16 protein-coding genes are annotated in these 19,213 nt (G+C 62.1%); 2 read left to right on the top strand and 14 right to left on the bottom strand.

Translation table 11 applies throughout. From position 1 onward, the window contains the following. Positions 1-5 precede the first annotated feature (5 nt). A complete protein-coding gene (locus tag J3P89_RS02475) occupies positions 6-599 on the bottom strand; it encodes an aminodeoxychorismate/anthranilate synthase component II (protein WP_018928869.1) in 594 nt (197 codons plus the stop codon). 413 nt (positions 600-1,012) lie between these two features. On the opposite strand from J3P89_RS02475, the gene estP reads away from it, so the two are divergent. Then, a complete protein-coding gene (estP, locus tag J3P89_RS02470; protein ID WP_434696644.1) occupies positions 1,013-2,920 on the top strand; it encodes an esterase EstP in 1,908 nt (635 codons plus the stop codon). 138 nt (positions 2,921-3,058) lie between these two features. On the opposite strand, the gene trpE is transcribed toward estP, so the two are convergent. From trpE to J3P89_RS02420, 10 genes are all read right to left on the bottom strand, one after another. Further along, positions 3,059-4,540 carry an anthranilate synthase component I gene (gene trpE, locus J3P89_RS02465; RefSeq protein WP_434696643.1) on the bottom strand — a complete coding sequence of 494 codons (1,482 nt, stop codon included), beginning with the start codon at positions 4,538-4,540 and terminating at the stop codon, positions 3,059-3,061. 70 nt (positions 4,541-4,610) lie between these two features. Next, a complete protein-coding gene (locus J3P89_RS02460) occupies positions 4,611-5,429 on the bottom strand; it encodes a phosphoglycolate phosphatase (protein WP_434696642.1) in 819 nt (272 codons plus the stop codon). Beyond that, positions 5,426-6,100: a ribulose-phosphate 3-epimerase gene (rpe, locus tag J3P89_RS02455; RefSeq protein ID WP_434696641.1), complete on the bottom strand. Its 675-nt coding sequence runs from the start codon at positions 6,098-6,100 to the stop codon at positions 5,426-5,428. Before rpe ends, J3P89_RS02460 begins: the two co-directional genes overlap by 4 nt. A gap of 78 nt (positions 6,101-6,178) precedes the next feature. Continuing rightward, a complete protein-coding gene (locus tag J3P89_RS02450) occupies positions 6,179-7,327 on the bottom strand; it encodes an iron-containing alcohol dehydrogenase (RefSeq protein WP_434627729.1) in 1,149 nt (382 codons plus the stop codon). Between the two features lie 204 nt (positions 7,328-7,531). After that, on the bottom strand, positions 7,532-8,356 hold the full coding sequence (locus J3P89_RS02445; RefSeq protein ID WP_305498415.1) for an ABC transporter permease: 825 nt from the start codon (positions 8,354-8,356) through the stop codon (positions 7,532-7,534). Between the two features lie 12 nt (positions 8,357-8,368). Beyond that, a complete protein-coding gene (locus J3P89_RS02440; RefSeq protein ID WP_434696640.1) occupies positions 8,369-9,616 on the bottom strand; it encodes an ABC transporter permease in 1,248 nt (415 codons plus the stop codon). A gap of 227 nt (positions 9,617-9,843) precedes the next feature. Next, positions 9,844-10,887, bottom strand: a complete 1,044-nt coding sequence (locus J3P89_RS02435) for an ABC transporter substrate-binding protein (RefSeq protein WP_003206153.1) — start codon at positions 10,885-10,887, stop codon at positions 9,844-9,846. A gap of 49 nt (positions 10,888-10,936) precedes the next feature. Then, positions 10,937-12,061 carry an ABC transporter ATP-binding protein gene (locus J3P89_RS02430; protein WP_305498413.1) on the bottom strand — a complete coding sequence of 375 codons (1,125 nt, stop codon included), beginning with the start codon at positions 12,059-12,061 and terminating at the stop codon, positions 10,937-10,939. Between the two features lie 361 nt (positions 12,062-12,422). Further along, entirely contained in the window at positions 12,423-13,052 is a 630-nt protein-coding gene (locus J3P89_RS02425) for a response regulator (RefSeq protein ID WP_047702279.1), read from the bottom strand. A gap of 63 nt (positions 13,053-13,115) precedes the next feature. Further along, complete coding sequence (locus J3P89_RS02420; RefSeq protein ID WP_434696639.1) at positions 13,116-15,518, bottom strand: PAS domain-containing sensor histidine kinase; 2,403 nt, start codon at positions 15,516-15,518, stop codon at positions 13,116-13,118. A gap of 74 nt (positions 15,519-15,592) precedes the next feature. Here J3P89_RS02420 and J3P89_RS02415 point away from each other — a divergent pair, with 74 nt between their 5' ends. Next, the gene (locus J3P89_RS02415; protein ID WP_434696638.1) at positions 15,593-16,588 is read left to right on the top strand and encodes an alpha/beta hydrolase family protein; all 996 of its coding nucleotides are present in this window, start codon (positions 15,593-15,595) and stop codon (positions 16,586-16,588) included. A gap of 153 nt (positions 16,589-16,741) precedes the next feature. Here the strand turns inward: J3P89_RS02415 and J3P89_RS02410 are convergent, their stop codons facing one another. From J3P89_RS02410 to J3P89_RS02400, 3 genes are read right to left on the bottom strand one after another with little or no spacing between them, the layout of a single operon-like run. Next, positions 16,742-17,509: a TerB family tellurite resistance protein gene (locus J3P89_RS02410; RefSeq protein ID WP_434655228.1), complete on the bottom strand. Its 768-nt coding sequence runs from the start codon at positions 17,507-17,509 to the stop codon at positions 16,742-16,744. A 1-nt stretch (position 17,510) separates the two neighbouring features. Next, on the bottom strand, positions 17,511-18,182 hold the full coding sequence (gene murU, locus J3P89_RS02405) for an N-acetylmuramate alpha-1-phosphate uridylyltransferase MurU (protein WP_434696637.1): 672 nt from the start codon (positions 18,180-18,182) through the stop codon (positions 17,511-17,513). Further along, on the bottom strand, positions 18,179-19,204 hold the full coding sequence (locus J3P89_RS02400; RefSeq protein ID WP_434696635.1) for an aminoglycoside phosphotransferase family protein: 1,026 nt from the start codon (positions 19,202-19,204) through the stop codon (positions 18,179-18,181). Before J3P89_RS02400 ends, murU begins: the two co-directional genes overlap by 4 nt. Between the last annotated feature and the right edge of the window lie 9 nt (positions 19,205-19,213).

Genomic DNA, 19,213 nt, shown 5'->3' with positions numbered 1-19,213 from the left:
AGTCCTTAGCGCGTGCCGCCGGTTTGTTTGAGGAAGTTGGCGAACAGTTCGTGGCCCTGCTCGGTGAGGATAGACTCGGGGTGAAATTGCACACCCTCGATGTTTAACGTCTTGTGACGCAGACCCATGATTTCGTCCACCGAGCCGTCTTCGAGCTGGGTCCAGGCGGTCAGCTCAAGGCAGTCGGGCAGGGTTTCGCGCTTGACGATCAACGAGTGGTAGCGGGTGACGGTAAGCGGGCGATTCAAGCCTTCGAACACGCCCTTGTCTTCATGGAATACCGGGCTGGTCTTGCCGTGCATCACCTGGCGGGCCCGCACGACATCGCCACCGAACGCCTGGCCGATCGACTGGTGCCCCAGGCAGACGCCGAGAATCGGCAGCTTGCCGGCAAAATATTTGATGGCTTCGATGGAGATGCCCGCTTCGGTCGGCGTGCAAGGGCCGGGCGAGACGACGATGCGTTCGGGCTTGAGGGCCTCGATTTCGGCAATGGTCAGCTCATCGTTGCGCACGACCTTGACCTCGGAGCCCAGCTCGCCGAGGTACTGCACAACGTTATAAGTAAAAGAGTCGTAGTTATCGATCATCAACAACATGGCGTAAACAACCTATTGAATACACTGACTTGGAATACAGCCTTCGAAGAGTGACCCGCACGGTGCTGCGCTGGACAGGCGAATGATGCGCCTGCGAAGCGGTTTCCAAACGGGTAAAGAAGGCAAATCGGTACAGGTCCGGCGAGGCCGGCATGGAACGTTCAGGCGCGCCAACGCCAACGGGCGTGAGCCTTGATCAATTGATTCAGAAGTTTGCTGACAATCGACACGGGGGAAGTCTCGTTCATACGTTCCGGCACAGTAACTTAGCTGGGCGGAGCACGCAATAAGACGGACCCGAAGGGCCCGCAAACAATCGCTACGCTCCGGGATTGGGTGGCAGACCGCCGGAAGCTTTTGGTACTGTCGTTTCGTTTCTTCCGATAAAAAACAAGATTGAAAAGGACCTTCTCATGATCAAGCCGACGTTGTTCATCCCCATCGCCAGCTGCCTGCTGACCATGGCCTGCGCTCAGGCGATTGCCGCCCCCAATCCCTACTCCAATTTCATCGTGTTCGGCGACAGTCTCAGCGACGCCGGTCAGTTCACCGATCCCGACGGCCCGCCCGGCTCAGCCTTGCGTTTTACCAACCGCACCGGCCCGGTCTACCTGGATGGCAGCGGCGAAGTCTATTCTGCAAACGCGACCCAACTGCTCGGTGGGCGGTTGGGCTTTTCGGCCGATGAAACCGCCGCGTCCACTTCGGCAGTGCGTGCCCGCGAAGGGCTCGCGGACGGCAACAACTGGGCTGTAGGCGGTTATCGTACCGATCAGATACTGGACTCGATCACCAATATTTCCGCCACTGGCGAGCGCAGCCGGGCCGGTTATCTGCCAGCCAATGGCCTGCGTGCCGACCCGAATGCGCTGTATTACCTCTCCGGCGGCGGCAATGATTTTCTTCAAGGCAGAGTGTTGAGCATCGCCCAGGCGGATGCCGCCGCGGACCGCCTGGCTGACAGCGTGCAAGTGCTGCAAACCGCCGGAGCCCGCTATGCGATGGTCTGGTTGCTGCCGGACCTGGGCCTGACGCCGGCCCTCAATGGCACCCCCTTGCAGGGAACGGTCTCGCTGCTCAGCAATCGGTTCAACCAGCAACTGGTCACGCGGTTGCAGGGCATCGATGCCGAGATCATTCCGCTGAACGTTCCGCTATTGCTGCAGGAAACCTTTGCCGATCCTGGACGATTCGGCCTTGCCACCGGCGAGAACCTCACTGCCACTTGCTTCAGCGGCAACAGCTGTACGGAAAACCCCACCTACGGCATCAACAGCGCCACGCCTGATCCGAGCAAGCTGATCTATAACGATGCGGTTCACCCCACCGAAACCGGGCAGAAGCTGATTGCCGACTACGCCTATTCCCTGCTCGCGGCGCCGTGGGAACTGACCTTGTTGCCGGAAATGGCCCACTCGACCTTGCGCGCCCATCAGGATGAATTGCGCAGCCAATGGCAAACGGACTGGGAGGATTGGCAGGCGGTAGGTCAATGGCGGGCGATTGTTGCCGGCGGAGGCCAGCATCTGGACATTGATAGCCAAGGCAGCGGTGCAAGCGCCGACGGCAGTGGCTACAACCTGAACATCGGCGGCAGTTACCGCCTCAACGAAGCCTGGCGCATCGGCGTGGCCGCCGGTCTGTACCGCCAGGACATGGACGCAGGCCGCAACGATTCGAACTACAAGCTCAACAGCTACCTCGCCACCGCGTTCGCCCAGTTCCAGCAGAACCGCTGGTGGGCCGACGCCGCGCTGACCGGCGGCAAGCTCGACTACGACAACCTGGAGCGCAAATTCGACCTGGGCGTCAGCCAGGCGCAGGAAAAAGGCGATACCGACGGTCATCTCTGGGCATTCAGCACGCGCGTAGGCTACGACATTGCCCAGCCGGGCAGCCAATGGCACCTGTCACCGTTTGTGAGCGCCGATTATGCGAAGGTCGAGGTCGATGGTTACTCGGAACAGGGCAGCCGCTCCACGGCGCTGACTTTCGACGACCAGACCCGCGATTCAAAACGCCTGGGCATCGGCTTGCAGGGCAAATACAACTTTACCCGCCAGACCCAGGTGTACGGGGAATATGCCCACGAGCGCGAGTATGAGGACGATACGCAAAAGGTGAACATAGCCCTCAACAGCTTGCCGGCCAATGACTTCACGCTGGAGGGCTATACCCCACAAAGCCACCTCAATCGCCTGAACCTGGGGATCAGCCACAAGTTGACCAGCGATCTGGCGCTGCGGGGCGGTTATACGTTGCGCAAGGATGATGATTTTACCCAGCAAGGGGTGAGCCTGGGGGTCAGCCTGGATTTTTGAATCCTGTAGTAACCGAAAGCCCTTGTGGCGAGGGAGCTTGCTCCCGCTCGACTGCGCAGCAGTCGCATCGATTTGATGGGCCCGCTTCGCAGGCCAGCGGGAGCAAGCTTCCTCGCCACAGTTGTGCGGCAAGAGCCTTCAGTCGCTTGGGGTCTGCTCGGCCAGGGCCACGGCACGGAACATTGCCCGACGCTTGTTCAGGGTTTCCTCCCATTCCAGCGCGGGCACCGAGTCGGCGACGATGCCGCCGCCAGCCTGCACGTGCAGCTCACCGTTCTTGATCACGGCGGTGCGGATGGCGATGGCCGTGTCCATGTTGCCGTTCCAGGCGAAGTAGCCGACGGCTCCGCCGTACACACCGCGCTTGACCGGCTCCAGCTCGTCGATGATTTCCATGGCGCGGATCTTCGGCGCGCCAGACAAAGTGCCCGCCGGCAGGATCGCTCGCAAGGCGTCCATCGCCGTCAACCCGGCCTTCAATTGCCCGGTGACGTTGGACACGATGTGCATCACGTTGGAGTAGCGCTCGATGACCATTTTCTCGGTGAGCTTTACCGAGCCCACTTCGGAAACCCGGCCAGTGTCGTTGCGCCCCAGATCGATCAGCATCAGGTGCTCGGCGATTTCCTTGGCATCTGACAACAGGTCCTCTTCCAGCGCCCGGTCCGCTTCCTCCGTGGCGCCGCGTGGCCGTGTGCCGGCGATCGGCCGCACGGTGATCAGGTTTTCCTCGACCCGCACCAGCACCTCGGGCGAACTGCCCACGACATGGAAGTCACCGAAGTTGAAGAAATACATGTAAGGCGTCGGGTTGAAACAGCGCAGCGCCCGATACAGATCGATCGGCGCGGCCTTGAAGTCGATCGACATCCGTTGCGACGGCACAACCTGCATGCAATCGCCGGCCAGGATGTATTCCTTGATGGTGTCGACGGCTTTTTCGTAGTCACCCTGGGTGAAACTGGAACGGAACACCGGGTCGGCAGCCGACTGCTTGCTGAAGTCCAGGCCGGGACGCGGGGTGATCGGCTGGCGGAGTTTTTCCAGCAACGTCTGAAGGCTTTGTTGACCTTGCTCGTAGGCATCTTCACGGGACGGATCGGCCAGGACGATGGCGTGCATCTTGCCGGCGAGATTGTCGAAGACCACCACCGCATCGGAGACCATCAGCAGAATGTCCGGCACACCCAGCGGATCGGGGTTCGGACAGGTGCCCAGGCGTTTTTCCACATAGCGCACGCAGTCGTAGCCGAAATAACCCACCAGGCCGCCGTTGAAACGTGGCAGGCCGGGGATGGTCGGGACGTTGTAGCGGGCCTTGAAGGATTCAACGAACGCGAGCGGATCCTCGACTTCGTGGCTTTCGATTTCGACGCCATCGTAGGTCACGCTGATGCGATGGTCATGGACTCGCAGCACGGTGCGGCACGGCAGGCCGATCATGGAATAGCGACCCCATTTTTCCCCACCTTGCACCGATTCGAGCAAGTAGGAATTGGGTTGGTCGGCCAACTTGAGGTAGATCGACAGCGGCGTGTCGAAGTCGGCCAGGGTTTCGCAGGCAAGCGGGATGCGGTTGTAGCCGGCAGCGGCTAGACGCAGAAATTCTTCGCGGATCATGGGGTGCCTCGTGGCAAGAGGAGCTGACAGTCAGGTATGCAAACGCGCCGGATAACCGGCCAGGATCACGTCAGGCGCGCCAACGCCAGCGGGCCAGGGCCTTCATGACTTTCATCCAGAGTTTGCGAGTGACCACCACGATGGCGTTTCCAGAAGAGGATTGAACAGCGTCGGGCAACGTTATCTCAGCGGCCGGGTCCAGGCAACCGGGAATTAGCAGGCGCAGATCATCAATCACCAATGTCGGAAATTCCTCGGCTATCGGTCGGCCATGATTGTAGCCGTAGCTCAGGGCAACACATTTGACCCCCGCGGCTTTCGCCGCCAGCACGTCGCTGCGCGAGTCGCCGACAAACAACGATTGGGACGCCGGGACGTTGGCCATTTTCATGACAAAGAACAGCGCGGCCGGGTCGGGCTTTTTCTGTGGCAAGGTGTCGCCGCCGATGATCCAGCGGAAATAACGGCCGATCTTCATCTGATCCAGCAGCGGCGCGACAAAACGCTCCGGCTTGTTGGTGATCAGCGCCATTTCCACGCCCTGCTTGTGCAACCATTTGAGGGTGGAGCGCACGCCCGGATAAACCACGGTCAGTTCGTGGTTGCCTTCATAGGCTTCGTTGAACAGCTCCAGTGCCCGCTCGGCCTCGGCCTCATCAACGCCCTGGGCATCAATGTGATTGGCCAGAGCCCGGCGCACCAGCATCGGCGCGCCGTTGCCGACCCACTGGCGCACCGCGTCGATGCCCGCAGGCGGACGCCCGAGCTGGAGCAGCATATTGTCCACGGCGGCCGCCAGGTCCGGGACCGAGTCGACGAGCGTGCCGTCGAGATCGAACATCACCAGACGCGGCAGGCTGCCGGGAAACAGCTGCTCGAAGCCGCTCATGGACGTGCCAGGGCCAGTTCGGCGCGCATCTTTTCGATCACTGCCTGGTAGTCCGGTGCGTTGAAGATCGCCGAACCGGCGACAAAGGTGTCGGCACCGGCCGCGGCGATTTCGCGGATGTTGTTCACGTTCACGCCGCCGTCGATTTCCAGGCGAATATCCCGGCCCGAGGCATCGATCAGGGCGCGGGCTTCGCGCAGCTTGTCGAGCGTGCCCGGAATGAACTTCTGCCCGCCGAAACCCGGGTTGACGCTCATCAGCAGAATCATGTCGACCTTGTCCATCACGTACTTGAGTACGTCCAGGGGCGTGGCCGGGTTGAACACCAGGCCGGCCTTGCAGCCGCCTTCGCGGATCAATTGCAGGGAGCGGTCGACGTGCAGCGTGGCTTCCGGGTGGAAAGTGATGTAGGTGGCACCGGCCTCGATGAAATCACCGACGATGCGATCCACCGGACTGACCATCAGGTGCGCATCGATTGGCGCGGTGACGCCGTATTTGCGCAACGCCGCGCAAACCATCGGGCCGATGGTCAGGTTGGGTACGTAGTGGTTGTCCATGACATCGAAGTGGACGATGTCGGCCCCGGCGGCCAGAACGTTATCCACTTCCTCGCCCAGGCGGGCGAAGTCGGCGGAGAGAATCGACGGAGCAATAGCGAAGGGCTGCATGACGCACCTGTTTTGAGCGAAATCACGATGGCGCGCATTGTATACCTCAAGATTTGGCGCGCCCACCGTGACGCGCGATCAATACGCCGCTCGGTAGATCTTCTCGATATCGCCGGCGCTCAGCTTGCGCGGGTTGTTGCGCATCAGCCGCTCTATACCCGCCGCCTCCGCCGCCATGGACGGAATCACCTCCTCGGTGACGCCCAGGCCACTCAGGCCCTTGGGAATTTCCACCGCGGCACACAACGCGGCCATGGCTTCCACGGCCTCATCCGCGGCTTCGATATCACTCAAATGAGCCGTCTTGATGCCCATGGCTTCGGCAATATCGCGCATGCGCTCGACGCAGGCCATCTTGTTCCAGTGCATGACATACGGCAGCAACAAGGCATTGGCGACGCCATGGGAGACATGGAAACGCCCGCCCAGCGGATAGGCCAGCGCATGCACGGCGCCGACCCCGGCATTGCCGAACGCCATGCCGGCCATCAGGCTGGCGGTGGCCATGTCTTCACGGGCCTGCAAGTGGGACGGATTGGCGTAGGCCTTGGGCAACGCGCGGGTGATCAGCTTGATCGCGCCGATGGCCAGGGCATCGGTGATCGGCGAGGCGTTGAGTGACAGGTACGACTCGATAGCGTGCACCAACGCATCAACGCCGCTGGCGGCGGTCACGCTGCGCGGACACGTCAGGGTCATCTGCGGGCTGACCAGCGCCACGTCCGGCAGCAGGAAATCACTGACGATGCCCTTTTTCAGCTGTGCGGCCTTGTCAGAGAGGATCGCCACGTTGGTGACTTCCGAACCGGTACCGGCGGTGGTGGGAATGGCAATCATGGGCGGGCCTTTGCGCGGCACCTGATCGACACCGAACATATCCTGCAACTCACCGTGGTAACCGGCATAGACGCCCACGCACTTGGCAATGTCGATGGCGCTGCCGCCACCCAGGCCGATCAGGCCGTCATGCCCGCCGTCGCGGTAGGCTTGCATGCAATCTTCGACGATGGCGATTTCCGGGTCGGGCATGACCCGGTCGAAAATCTCGTAGTCGCGCCCGCCCAGATGCTGCAGCGCCAGCTCCACGGTGCCGGACTTGACCAGCGCCGCGTCCGTGACGATCAACGGGTTATCGACATCCAGCCGTGTCAGCTCCGCCGCCAGTTGCTCGATGGCAGCGGCACCGGTGATCAGTTTGTGGGCGATCTTGAATGAGGAAAGACTCATATGCGCGGCCTCTTGTTCGAGTGGGGGCTGGCACAAGGATAGCTCGGTATTGAGGGGTGGTCTGTCATTCAGCTTATGAATGCACCGAGGAGCGGATGTGGGAGCGAGCCTGCTCGCGAAAGCGGACCGTCAGTCAACAATTATGTCGACTGGTACACCGCATTCGCGAGCAGGCTCGCTCCCACACTGGTTTTGCAGGGGGCCTCAGACCTGGGTCGTACGCAGCTTCTCGCTACGCCCACGCAGCCATTCCAGCGTCAGCAGCAGGATCACCGAGAAGGCGATCAACAACGTAGCCGCGGCGGCGATGGTCGGGCTCAGGTTCTCGCGAATACCGCTGAACATCTGCCGTGGCAGGGTCGCTTGCTCCGGGCCGGCCAGGAACAGGGTCACCACCACTTCATCAAACGAAGTCGCGAAGGCGAACAACGCACCAGAGATGACGCCCGGCGCGATCAACGGCAAGGTCACGCGACGGAACGCGGTCAATGGCGAAGCCCCGAGGCTGGCAGCAGCGCGAACCAGGTTGTGGTTGAACCCTTGCAAGGTCGCCGAGACGGTGATAATGACGAACGGCACGCCGAGCACCGCATGGACGATGATCAGCGAGAAGAAGCTGTTGCCCATCCCCAATGGCGCGAAAAACAGGTAGCTCGCGACGCCAATGATCACCACCGGCACCACCATGGGCGAAATCACCAGGGCCATCACCAGCGCCTTGCCCGGGAAATCACCACGGGTCAGGCCGATCGCCGCCAGCGTACCGAAGATCATCGCCAACAGCGTTGCCGCCGGGGCCACGATGATGCTGTTCTTCAACGCCCGCATCCACTCGGCCGAAGCGAAGAAATCGTGGTACCACTGCAACGAAAAGCCCTGCAGCGGATAAACCAGGAAGCTGCCCGAGTTGAACGACAACGGAATGATCACCAGCACCGGCAGGATCAGGAACAACAGGATCAGCCCGCAGAGTATGCGCAAGCTGTAGAACCACACCCGCTCGACGGGGGACATGTAAGGACTCAGCATTTCGATCTCCCCTTAGCTCAGGCGCAGGCGACTGGCGCCCACCAGCCAGCTGTAAATCAGATAAAGCACGATGGTCGCCAGCAACAGCAATCCGCCGAGCGCCGTGGCCATGCCCCAGTTGATACTGGTGTTGGTGTAGAACGCGACGAAGTAGCTGACCATCTGGTCGTTCGGGCTGCCCAGCAGTGCCGGGGTGATGTAGTAGCCGATGGCGAGGATGAACACCAACAGGCACCCGGCTCCTACGCCGGCGTAGGTCTGCGGGAAATACACCCGCCAGAAACTGGCGAACGGGTGGCAGCCCAGGGAGATCGCCGCCCGCATGTAGGTGGGCGAGATGCCCTTCATCACGCTGTAGATCGGCAGGATCATGAACGGCAGAAGGATGTGGACCATGGAGATGTACACGCCGGTGCGGTTGAACACCAGCTCCAGCGGTTTATCGATGACGCCCATGGCCATCAGCGCGCTGTTGATCAATCCGCCCGACTGCAGTAGCACGATCCACGCCGCCACCCGCACCAGGATCGAGGTCCAGAACGGCAGCAGCACGAGGATCATCAACAGGTTGCTCTGGCGTGACGGCAGGTTCGCCAGCAGATAGGCCAGCGGATAGGCCAGCACCAGACAGATGGCGGTAATCACCAGGCCCATCCAGAAAGTACGGGTGAAAATATCCAGGTAGATCGCCTGGTCGGGGGTGGCCGGGGCCAGTTCACCGAGATCGTCGATGCGGTGATCGACGGCCGCCAGCAGGTAGTAAGGCGTGACATTGCTGGTGTTGCGCCGGATCACCTGCCAGTACGCGGGGTCGCCCCAGCGTTCGTCGAGGCTTTCCAGTGCTTCTTTATAAGAGGCCGGCTCGGTGGCGAACGGCAGCGCGCGAGCAGTCTTGGTCAGCAGGCTGCGGTAGCCGGCCAGTTCCATGTTCAGGCGCTTGGACAAATCGCCCAGGGTCTGATTCTTGCGGGCTTCGGCCAGATCTTCACTGGCAGCCTTGTACACCGGCTCGCCGGGCAAACCGCGTCCATCCCATGTTGCGACGGCAGCGACAGTACGTGGCATGGCGCCCACCACTTCGGGGTTGCTGACGCTTTTGAACAGCAGCGCCACGATCGGCACCAGGAACACCAGCAGCAAAAACAGCACCAGCGGCGCGATCAGGGCCTGGGCCTTCCAGCGGTTGAGCCGCTCGGCGCGCTTTAGCCGCTGCTTGAGGGTGGGGCTGGTGCCCGCGTTCAGTGGAACGGCGATGGCCATGGCGAACTCCGCAAATCTCTTTGATCGTTACAGGGGCGGCGAGCCGCCTCTGTTCTTTTGAAACCGCAACCTGGTGGTACGCATGGTCGTGGCGAGGGAGCTTGCTCCCGCTGGGCCGCTAAGCGGCCCCAAAATTCTGTCGGCAATGCCAATTTTGTGAGTGCTGCGCACTCAAGCGGGAGCAAGCTCCCTCGCCACAAAAGCTCACCGCCACAGGAAGGCGCGGGTTACTTCGCCGCCCAGGAGTTGAAGCGCTGCTCCAGTTGCTCGCCGTTGTCAGCCCAGAAGCTGACGTCGATCTGCACCTGGTTGGCGATGTTTTCCGGGGTGGTCGGCATGTCTTTCAGCACATCCTTGGCCAGCAACGGCACGGCCTGGGTATTCGCCGGGCCGTAGGCGATGTTTTCCGAGTAGGTCTTCTGCTGCTGCGGTGCCACCGAGAAGGCGATGAATTTTTTCGCAGCTTCGGCGCGGGTCTTGTCCAGGCCACGCGGGATGGCCCAGGCGTCGAAGTCGTAGATGCCGCCGTTCCACACCACTTTCAGGTTGCTCTCTTTCTGTACCGCGGCGATCCGGCCGTTGTATGCAGAGCTCATGACCACGTCACCGGAAGCAAGGTACTGCGGTGGCTGGGCACCAGCTTCCCACCACTGGATGTTCGGCTTGAGCTCATCGAGCTTCTTGAACGCACGGTCCTGGCCGTCTTTGCCGGCCAGCACCTTGTAGACGTCCTTCGGCGCTACGCCGTCGGCCATCAAGGCGAATTCCAGGGTGTACTTGGCGCCCTTGCGCAGGCCGCGCTTGCCCGGGAATTGCTTGGTGTCCCAGAAATCCGCCCAACTGGTCGGCGCGGTCTTCAGTTTGTCGGCGTTGTAGGCCAGCACGGTCGACCACACAAAGAAGCCCACGCCGCAAGGCTGAATGGCGCCCTTGACGTAGTCTTCGGCCTTGCCGAACAGGGCCGGATCGAGTTGCTCGAACATATCTTCGTCGCAGCCACGGGACAATTCCGGCGACTCGACTTCCACCAGGTCCCACGAGACGCTCTTGGTGTCGACCATGGCCTTGACCTTGGCCATTTCACCGTTGTACTCGCCAGCCACGATCTTGCCGTTGCCGGCCGCTTCCCACGGTGCGTAGAAGGCTTTGACCTGAGCCGCCTTGTTCGCCCCGCCGAAAGACACCACGGTCAGGTCCGGGCCCGCCGCCATCGCGCTTGCCGCACCCATCATGCCCAGTGTCAGGGCTGTGAACTTCAGGGATCTCAACATTTATTGTTCTCTCCACGTGCAGGGTTGGTGTTGGTACAGCAGGGGGCGATCAATTCGCCTCTAGAAGCGGATCGAGCGCGCGTACGTGCTCGACCTGCCAGCCAAGCGGAACCACGTCCCCGACAGCAAGCCCGGGGTCGAGCTCGGCAATCGGTTGTTTCACGAAGAAGTCGTTCTTGCCGCAGACTTCGAGGCGAACCCGGACGTGGTCGCCCAGATAGATGAATTCCGCCACCCTCCCTGAGAAGCGGTTGATACATTGTTCGCTGGCGCCGTTGAGGCTCACCCGCTCCGGGCGGATCGACAAGGTGACGGGTTCGCCGGGCTTGCCGACATTGACCGCCAGGGCCTCGACCTTTTCGCCACGCCCCAGCTCCACCACGCAACGGTCACCGGTGTGGCTGTGCAGGCGGCCGTTGAGGCGGTTGTTCTCGCCGATGAAGTTGGCGACGAAGGTGTTCTTCGGCTCTTCATACAATGTGCGCGGCGGGGCGATCTGCTGGATCTCGCCCTGGTGGAACACCGCCACGCGGTCGGACATGGTCAGGGCTTCCCCTTGGTCGTGCGTCACGTAGACCACGGTCACGCCCAGGCGCTGGTGCAGGTGTTTGATTTCCATCTGCATGTGTTCGCGCAATTGCTTGTCCAGTGCGCCGAGAGGTTCGTCCATCAGCACCAGTTGCGGCTCGAATACCAGCGCCCGGGCCAGGGCCACGCGCTGTTGCTGGCCGCCGGACAACTGTGCCGGATAACGTTGGGCGAAGGTGTCCAGTTGGACCATGCTCAAGACACGCTTGACCCGATCGCCGACGTCGCTTTTGTTCAGGCCGCGGACGGTCAGCGGGAATGCCAGGTTTTCGGCGACGGTCATGTGCGGGAACAAGGCGTAGTTCTGGAATACCATGCCGATATCGCGCTTGTGCGGCGGCACGTTGTTGATGGAGCGCCCGGCCAGCTGGATCTCGCCGGCGGTCGGGGTCTCGAAGCCTGCGAGCATCATCAGGCTGGTGGTCTTGCCGGAGCCGGAAGGCCCGAGCAGGGTCAGGAATTCGCCTTTGCGAATGTCCAGGTTGAGGTCCTTGACGATCAGGTTCTCGCCGTCGTAGCTCTTTTGCACACCACGAAAGCTGACCAGCACATCACTGGCCCCCGCGCTTGAATCCACCTGGCTCATACCCGCACCTTTTGTATTGATGACTGCTTGTGAGTCAAGCCTAGTGGAGCCCGACACCCACGCAAATCGGGCCGCAGGAGAGAATCGCCTCAGCCGGATGGAAGCGTCGGGGTAGGGATTGCCCTACAAGGATGGCGGGATTGGACAAGTGCAGCGGCGAGTTTCAAGCGGCAAGCTGCAAGCAGGGACAAAAGCGCTGTTGGGGTGTGTCGCAAACAGGTATGCCAACAGTTCACTCATGTGGGAGCGGGCTTGCTCGCGAAAGCGGTCTGACAGCCAAGCATTCGTCGACTGATACACCGCCTTCGCGAGCAAGCCCGCTCCCACACAGGCTCGCTCCCACCGGGGGATGGCGGGAGGCTTAGAGCAACTTGTGCTCCATCGCGTATTTCACCAGCTCGGCCAACGAGGTGATGTTGAGCTTCTGCATCAGCCGCGCCTTGTGGGTGCTGATGGTCTTGCTGCTCAGGGCGAGTTGCTGGGCGATGTCGTTGACGTTGGCGCCTTGGGCCAGGCGTTCGAAAACCGAGAATTCACGCTCCGACAGCAGGGAGTGCAGCGGCCGTGTGTCGGTCAGGCCCACTTCGAAGACCATGCGGTCGGCAAGGTCCGGGTCAATGTAACGTCCGCCCGCCGCGACCTTGCGGATCGCCATGAGCAGCAAAGCAGGATCGCTGTCTTTGGTGGCGTAGCCAGCGGCGCCGACTTTCAAGGCCCGGGCGGCCATTTGCGCCTCGTCATGCATCGACAACACCAGGATGGCCGGCGGATTGTTCAGCGCACGGATCCGTGGGATTGCCTCAAGGCCGTTGACGCCCGGCATGGAAATATCCAGCAGCACCACCTCGCAAGGCACGTGTCGCAGGGTCTCGAGCAGCTGTTCGCCATTGCTCGCCTCCCCTGCCACCACTAGATCCTTGGCCAGGCCGATCAATTGCTTGATGCCTTCGCGCACGATGGTGTGGTCTTCAGCTACCAGTACACGGATCACGGCTCTTCTCCAGATTCAGAATCTCATGTGCGGGCAAGCTCGCGCCCACAGGTTTCGTGCTGGTCATTCAAGGTGCGGCTTGTCCAACGGCACCCGTACCGCCAGGGTCGTGCCCTCGCCTGGCTCACTCTCCAGGGTCAGTTGCCCGCCCATGATCAAAACGCGCTCACGCATGCCGACCACGCCGAAGGAGGTTGGCCGCCCCGTATCGGCAATAAATCCTACACCGTCATCACTGATCGTCAGGCACAACTGGCCACCCTCGCGTACCAGCGTCAGTTCCACAGTATGCGCCTGGGCATGGCGCATCACATTGGTCAGTGCTTCCTGGAGAATCCTGAACAGGCCGATGGCCTTGGCGTCGCTCAACGCCGGCAGGTTCTCTGGCACCTGCACCAGGCACGGAATCTGTGTGCGCGCCTCGAAGCGGCGGGCCTGCCATTCGATGGCCGAGGCAATACCGGCATCGAGGATCGGCGGGCGCAACGCCGTCGCCACGTCCCGCACCAATTGGAACAACTGGGCAATCAGGCGCTTCATGCTGTTGAGCCGTTCTTGCAGGCCCGGGTCAAGTTGCGCGTAGGCCAGTTCGCACATCGACGTCTCCAGCTTCAACACCGTGAGCATTTGCCCCAGTTCGTCGTGGACTTCCCGCGCAATGCGCGCCTTCTCTTCTTCCCGTACGCTTTCCAGGTGCGCCGACAGTTCACGCAACTGCTCCCGGGAACTGGCCAATTCCAGCTCGACACGTTTGCTTTCGGTGATATCCCAGACAATGCCGTCCCAGACATAGGCGCCGTCCTCGAGACGACGCGTGATCGCCTTGATCTCGGCCCAGCGCTCCTGGCCTTCGCGAGTGAGGATGCGGCCTTGCCAGGACCAATCGCTGTCACTGTCCAGCGCCTGGTCCTGGGTGCGGTGGTAATCGGCCTTGTCCTGCGGGTGCACCAGGCTGCGCAGCCCGGTATCGCTGCGGGCCAGTACCGCCGGGGCGTAGCCCACCAGGCTTTCGCTGCCTTCGCTGATATAGGCAAAGTCGATCTGGCCGGTCACCGGTGCCCGCTCCAGGCGAAAGACCAGGCCCGGCACATTGGCGGCGATGCCCTGCAGCCGCGCTTCGCTTTCACGCAGGGCTGCCAGCGCGCGGCGGCGCTCGGTTACATCATTGAGGTAGACCACCAGGTATTCCGCGTCACGAAAACGCAGGAAACTCAGGGAAACGTCCGCCGGCAGGATACTGCCATCGGCCCGCACGCATTCGGTTTCGAAACTCTGCGGTCCGTCTTCGCTGGCACGGGCGCGCTTCCACAGGTTGAGCCAGCGGTCCATGTGCAGGCCCGGTTCGAAGTCGATCAGCGGCCGATCGATGATCGCGCCTGACGCATAACCCAGCATGGTTTCGGCGGCGCGATTGGCGTAGCGCACATGGCTGTCCCAATTTACCCAGAGGATCCCGACCGTGCTTTGATCGATGGAAAATTGCGTCAGGCGCAAGGCTTCTTCACTGGCGGCGCGCTGGGCGATGTCCTCGCGCGCGGAGCGCAGGCGACGTTCCAGCCCGCGTTGCTGGCGGCGCTGCCAGAACACGATGGAGACACTGCACAGCAACAAGGCGAGCATCAGCAGGGTCAGGTTCTGCCAGAAGCCAGGTGTCTCGGTCAGGCGTGGGTATTTGGGCTTGATCCAGCGGTTGTGCAGTTGCTCCAGCTCCTTGGCGGGAATCGCCTGCAAGCCCTTGTCGACGATTTCGGCCAACTGCGGCCAGTCCCGGCGCGTGGCGACCCTGAGCAGTTGCGGCAGGCCGATGTCTCCCACCACCACCAATCCGGAAAACTCCGGCTCGACCATCAGGCGCCCCAGCTGCGCCTCGTCGATCACGGCGTAGCGTGCCTGCTGGCTCAAGAGCAGCTGCAGGGCCTGGCGTTCCATCGGCACGCCTTGCAGGTTCAGCATGGGGTAGTTGCTGCGCAGGTAATCGGCCGTGGCGCTGGGCATGCGCACGACAACCCGGGCCTGGGGGTCGAGCTTCTCTAACTCCACGCCTTCGGCGCCCTTCTGCTCGCCCACGATCAACTGCGGCACACGCATGTAAGGGTCGGAAAACTGCCAGAGCCGCAGGCCGGCCGGGGTCTGGGTCAAGCCCGGCGCGACATCCACTTCGCCGTTGCGCACCGCGGCTTCGAGTTGCGCGACATCCTGGAAGTTGCGCCAGGTCAGCTCGACGTTCAATGCCTTGGCCAGCCATTGCATCAGTTCGACGTGGGTGCCGGACAGACGCTGCAAGCGCCGGTCGTATTGTGCGTAGGGCGCCTGCAACACCAGGCCGACGCGCAACTGCGGATGCTCCGCCAACCATTGGCGCTGGTCCGCGCTCAACTGCACCGCCTGCGCCTGTGGCGCGGGTGCAGCCCACGCCATCAAGGGAAGCCATAGACAGCCGATAACCCACAGGCAAACACGCATCATCGAAATCTCACGCACTGACAAATACTGACCAACCCATTAGGCTGCCGGAAATACTTCTGGTCATGGAATATCCGATGTCCTTTGTTAACCGCCTGACACTGCCTGCATTGTGCCTGTCGCTGATCCTGCCGAGTGCATTTTCTGTACAGGCCGGTGAAACGACCCCCGCCGCGGCAGATCAACCCGCCGAGGCGAAACCGGCCGAGCGCCAGCCTTTGCTCGAGCGCAGCCAGGAAGAAGCGGCGGCGCTCGCGCGAAAAGTCCCAGCCCAGGAACAGCAACAGCTGCAAACCGGCAGCGATGCGTTCCTTGCCCTCTGGAAGCCGGCCAACACCAGCGAGCCCAAGGGCGTGGTCGTCATCGTCCCTGGCGCTGGCGAAACGGCTGACTGGCCTCAGGTCATCAGCCCGCTGCGCAAAAAACTGCCGGATGCCGAATGGAGCAGCCTGAGTATTACGCTGCCGGACATGCAGAGCGACGTTATCGCACCCCGCGCGGCGGAAACACCGCCGGAGACCAAGCCGGCCGACATCGCTGCCGCGGCCCCCGACGCAACCACCGCGGCCCCGATCGAGCAGGTCGCCGGCGGCGAGGCCGACGCGGCTGAGCCGGCCTCCGCCGAAACCGGCGAAGAATCCGACAAGGCCGACGCCGAACGGATCTTCGCCCGTATCGACGCGGCATTGGCCTACGCCGAGCAACAGAGCGCCCGCAGTATCGTCTTGCTGGGCCACGGCACCGGCGCCTATTGGGCGGCGCGCTATCTTGGCGAAAGACAACCCACGCAAATCCAGCGCTTCGTGATGGTCGCGGCCCAGACACCCGTCACCGCCAAGCCCGGCCTCGCCGAGCTGACACCGAACCTGAAGCTGGCAACGGCGGACATCTTTTATATGGACAAACCGACGGACCGCAACGCGGCCCTGGAGCGCCTGCAAGCCAGCAAACGACTGAAAGGGTCGAGCTTCAGCCAGGTTTCCCTCAAGGCACTGCCCAACGCAACGGCGCAGCAGGAACAGCTGTTTCGACGGGTTCGGGGGTGGTTGAGTCCGCAAAGTCCGGAGCAGTGAGACCTTGCCGCCTGCTTCTGTGGCGAGGGAGCTTGCTCCCGCTCGGCTGCGCAGCAGTCGTAATCCGCTTAGCATAATTATCTGGGAAGTGCGGCGCCTGGTTTGGGTCCGCTTCGCGGACCAGCGAGAGCAAGCTCCCTCGTCACGGGTGTACTAGCGAAAATCCCTGCGCTCGCGAATCAAGCGATAGGCGTTGTGCAGCTCGCGGGTCTTGTCGGTTGCTTCGCGTACCTGCAAGGCTGTCGCCCCGCTGCCGGCGATCTTGTCCGGGTGATGACGACTGATCAGGCGGCGGTAAGCCCGCTTGATTTGCGACGGTTCGCTGTTGGCCGAAACCCCCAACAGCCGCAACGCCTCCTGATACGTCAAGCCACTGCTGGGCAGCCCCGGTTTCTGCGGCTCGTAGTCCATCGCCAACGCCTGGACCTGCTGCGGCGTCCAACCCAGCCACTTGCCCCACTGGGCGAGCAACTCACGTTCGGCTACACCGGCACGGCCGTCGGCCCAGACCATCCGCCAGCAGGCCCGAAGCACGCCTTCAGCCGCATGCGGCTGGGCACTCAGGCGACGCAGATAACCACGCAGCCGATCGTTTCCCGATTTGCCCCGATTAAAGGCCGCGATAGCCCGACGTTGCGCCGGTTCGCTCAAGTCCAGCGCGCGCATTTCCAGACGCGCCTGCTGGATGTGACCATCGACGACGCGCCCGTCGATCTTCGCCAGGCGACCGAGCAACACGAATAACAGTTCATCGTTGCGCAACGCCGGGCGCCCGCCCAGGCGTTCGCGCACCTGGGCCCAGCCGTGCAGATTCAGACGCCGGTCCAGCGCCTGCCCCAACAATGCGCCGAGCATGGCCCCCGGGATGCTGGCAATGGCAAAGCCCGCCCCCGCTCCAATCAGAGTCCCTGGCCACCACATATCAACAGCTCGCTTCTATCAGTTTTTCGACTTGCGACAAACGTTCGTGAGTACCCACATCGACCCAGCGTCCTTCCAGGCGCGAACCGCTGACCTGCCCTGCGGCCATGGCGCGGCGAAACAGCGGGGCCAGCTTGAATGCGCCATCGGCGCAGCCGGCAAACAGCTGTGGATCCAGCACGGCGATGCCGCTGTATGTCAGCTTATCGGCACCAGGTTCGCCGTCATTAACCTGGCCGCCAGCCAGAATGAAATCGCCCTCGGGGTGATGCTCCGGATTGTCCACCAGCACCAGGTGCGCCAACCCCTGGATCGGCCGACGCAGGGCGCTGAAATCGTAATCGGTCCAGATGTCGCCGTTGACCACCAGGAACGCCTCGTTACCCAGCAGCGGCAGCGCGCGGAAAATTCCTCCGCCGGTTTCCAGCGGCTCACCCTCCGGCGAATAGCGGATCTGCACGCCAAACCGCGAACCGTCTCCGAGGTGATCTTCGATCTGCTGGCCGAGCCAGGCATGGTTGATCACGATTTCAGTGAACCCGGCCGTGGCCAATGCCCGCAGGTGGTACTCGATCAACGGGATGCCGCCGACGCGAATCAACGGTTTGGGGGTAGTGAGGGTCAGGGGGCGCATGCGCTCACCCTTGCCCGCCGCCAGGATCATCGCCTTCATGCGCTCGCTCCATCCGCCTGGCGCAGGCTGCGGAGCAACTCGTCCAACGGTGCCAGTTCCGGACGACGGGCTATGACCGCTTCTATATAGGCAAAGAAACGCGGCACGTCAGCCAGGTAACGCGGCTTGCCATCGCGATGGCAAATGCGCGCGAAGATACCGATCACCTTTAGATGGCGTTGCACGCCCATCAGGTCGCTGGCACGGAGGAAATCCTCGAAATCCGGCTGGACCGGAATGCCGAGCGAGCCGGCCTGCCGCCAATAATCTTCCAGCCAGCCGCGCACGCGCTCTTCAGGCCAACTGAGGAAGGCGTCCTTGAACAGGCACGTCACATCGTAGGTCACCGGGCCATAGACCGCGTCCTGGAAATCCAGCACGCCTGGGTTGGGTTCGCTGAGCATCAGGTTGCGCGGCATGTAGTCGCGGTGCACCAGTACTTTCGGCTGGGCCAGGGCACTGTTGATCAGCAGGTCGGATGCCTGCTGCCACAGTTGCTGCTGGGCCGTATCGAACTCGATTCCCAGCTCACGCTTGACGTACCACTCGGGGAACAACTCCAACTCGCGACGCAATAACGCGACGTCGTAGCTGGGCAGCGGCGCGACCATCGGCAACTGCTGAAAAGCCAACAAGGCTTGCAGGGCATCGCGGAACAGATCGTCGGCATTTTCGCCGTTGATCACGTCCAGATAGGTCTGGTTGCCCAGGTCATTGAGCAAAAGAAACCCGCGATCGAGGTCTTCGGCATAAATTTTCGGCACGTTGATCCCGGATTTCGCCAGCAGAAAAGCAATATCCACGAACGGTTTGCAGTTTTCCTGGGGCGGTGGCGCGTCCATCACGATCAGGCTGCGACCCTCACCCTGCCAGCGGAAGTACCGCCGAAAACTCGCGTCACTGCTGGCCGCGGTCAACGTGGCCGGGGGTACGGCGCCCCAGCCTTGTTGGGTGAAGAGGATTGGTAGCTGCTCATCGAGCCAAACTTTCAGGTGTTGCAAGCGTACATCTTGGTCAGGCATTACAAGGGT

The sequence above is a fragment of the Pseudomonas sp. Z1-14 genome (genome assembly GCF_051132005.1).
Classification (GTDB): Bacteria; Pseudomonadota; Gammaproteobacteria; order Pseudomonadales; family Pseudomonadaceae; genus Aquipseudomonas.
This window is presented reverse-complemented; position numbering and strand designations above follow the sequence as displayed.

What these genes read in the sequence shown, in the direction of transcription:
- J3P89_RS02475 (WP_018928869.1), bottom strand. Translation starts at nt 599, where the DNA reads ATGTTGTTGATGATCGATAACTACGACTCTTTTACTTATAACGTTGTG.
- estP (WP_434696644.1), top strand. Translation starts at nt 1,013, where the DNA reads ATGATCAAGCCGACGTTGTTCATCCCCATCGCCAGCTGCCTGCTGACC.
- trpE (WP_434696643.1), bottom strand. Translation starts at nt 4,540, where the DNA reads ATGATCCGCGAAGAATTTCTGCGTCTAGCCGCTGCCGGCTACAACCGC.
- J3P89_RS02460 (WP_434696642.1), bottom strand. Translation starts at nt 5,429, where the DNA reads ATGAGCGGCTTCGAGCAGCTGTTTCCCGGCAGCCTGCCGCGTCTGGTG.
- rpe (WP_434696641.1), bottom strand. Translation starts at nt 6,100, where the DNA reads ATGCAGCCCTTCGCTATTGCTCCGTCGATTCTCTCCGCCGACTTCGCC.
- J3P89_RS02450 (WP_434627729.1), bottom strand. Translation starts at nt 7,327, where the DNA reads ATGAGTCTTTCCTCATTCAAGATCGCCCACAAACTGATCACCGGTGCC.
- J3P89_RS02445 (WP_305498415.1), bottom strand. Translation starts at nt 8,356, where the DNA reads ATGCTGAGTCCTTACATGTCCCCCGTCGAGCGGGTGTGGTTCTACAGC.
- J3P89_RS02440 (WP_434696640.1), bottom strand. Translation starts at nt 9,616, where the DNA reads ATGGCCATCGCCGTTCCACTGAACGCGGGCACCAGCCCCACCCTCAAG.
- J3P89_RS02435 (WP_003206153.1), bottom strand. Translation starts at nt 10,887, where the DNA reads ATGTTGAGATCCCTGAAGTTCACAGCCCTGACACTGGGCATGATGGGT.
- J3P89_RS02430 (WP_305498413.1), bottom strand. Translation starts at nt 12,061, where the DNA reads ATGAGCCAGGTGGATTCAAGCGCGGGGGCCAGTGATGTGCTGGTCAGC.
- J3P89_RS02420 (WP_434696639.1), bottom strand. Translation starts at nt 15,518, where the DNA reads ATGATGCGTGTTTGCCTGTGGGTTATCGGCTGTCTATGGCTTCCCTTG.
- J3P89_RS02415 (WP_434696638.1), top strand. Translation starts at nt 15,593, where the DNA reads ATGTCCTTTGTTAACCGCCTGACACTGCCTGCATTGTGCCTGTCGCTG.
- J3P89_RS02410 (WP_434655228.1), bottom strand. Translation starts at nt 17,509, where the DNA reads ATGTGGTGGCCAGGGACTCTGATTGGAGCGGGGGCGGGCTTTGCCATT.
- murU (WP_434696637.1), bottom strand. Translation starts at nt 18,182, where the DNA reads ATGAAGGCGATGATCCTGGCGGCGGGCAAGGGTGAGCGCATGCGCCCC.
- J3P89_RS02400 (WP_434696635.1), bottom strand. Translation starts at nt 19,204, where the DNA reads ATGCCTGACCAAGATGTACGCTTGCAACACCTGAAAGTTTGGCTCGAT.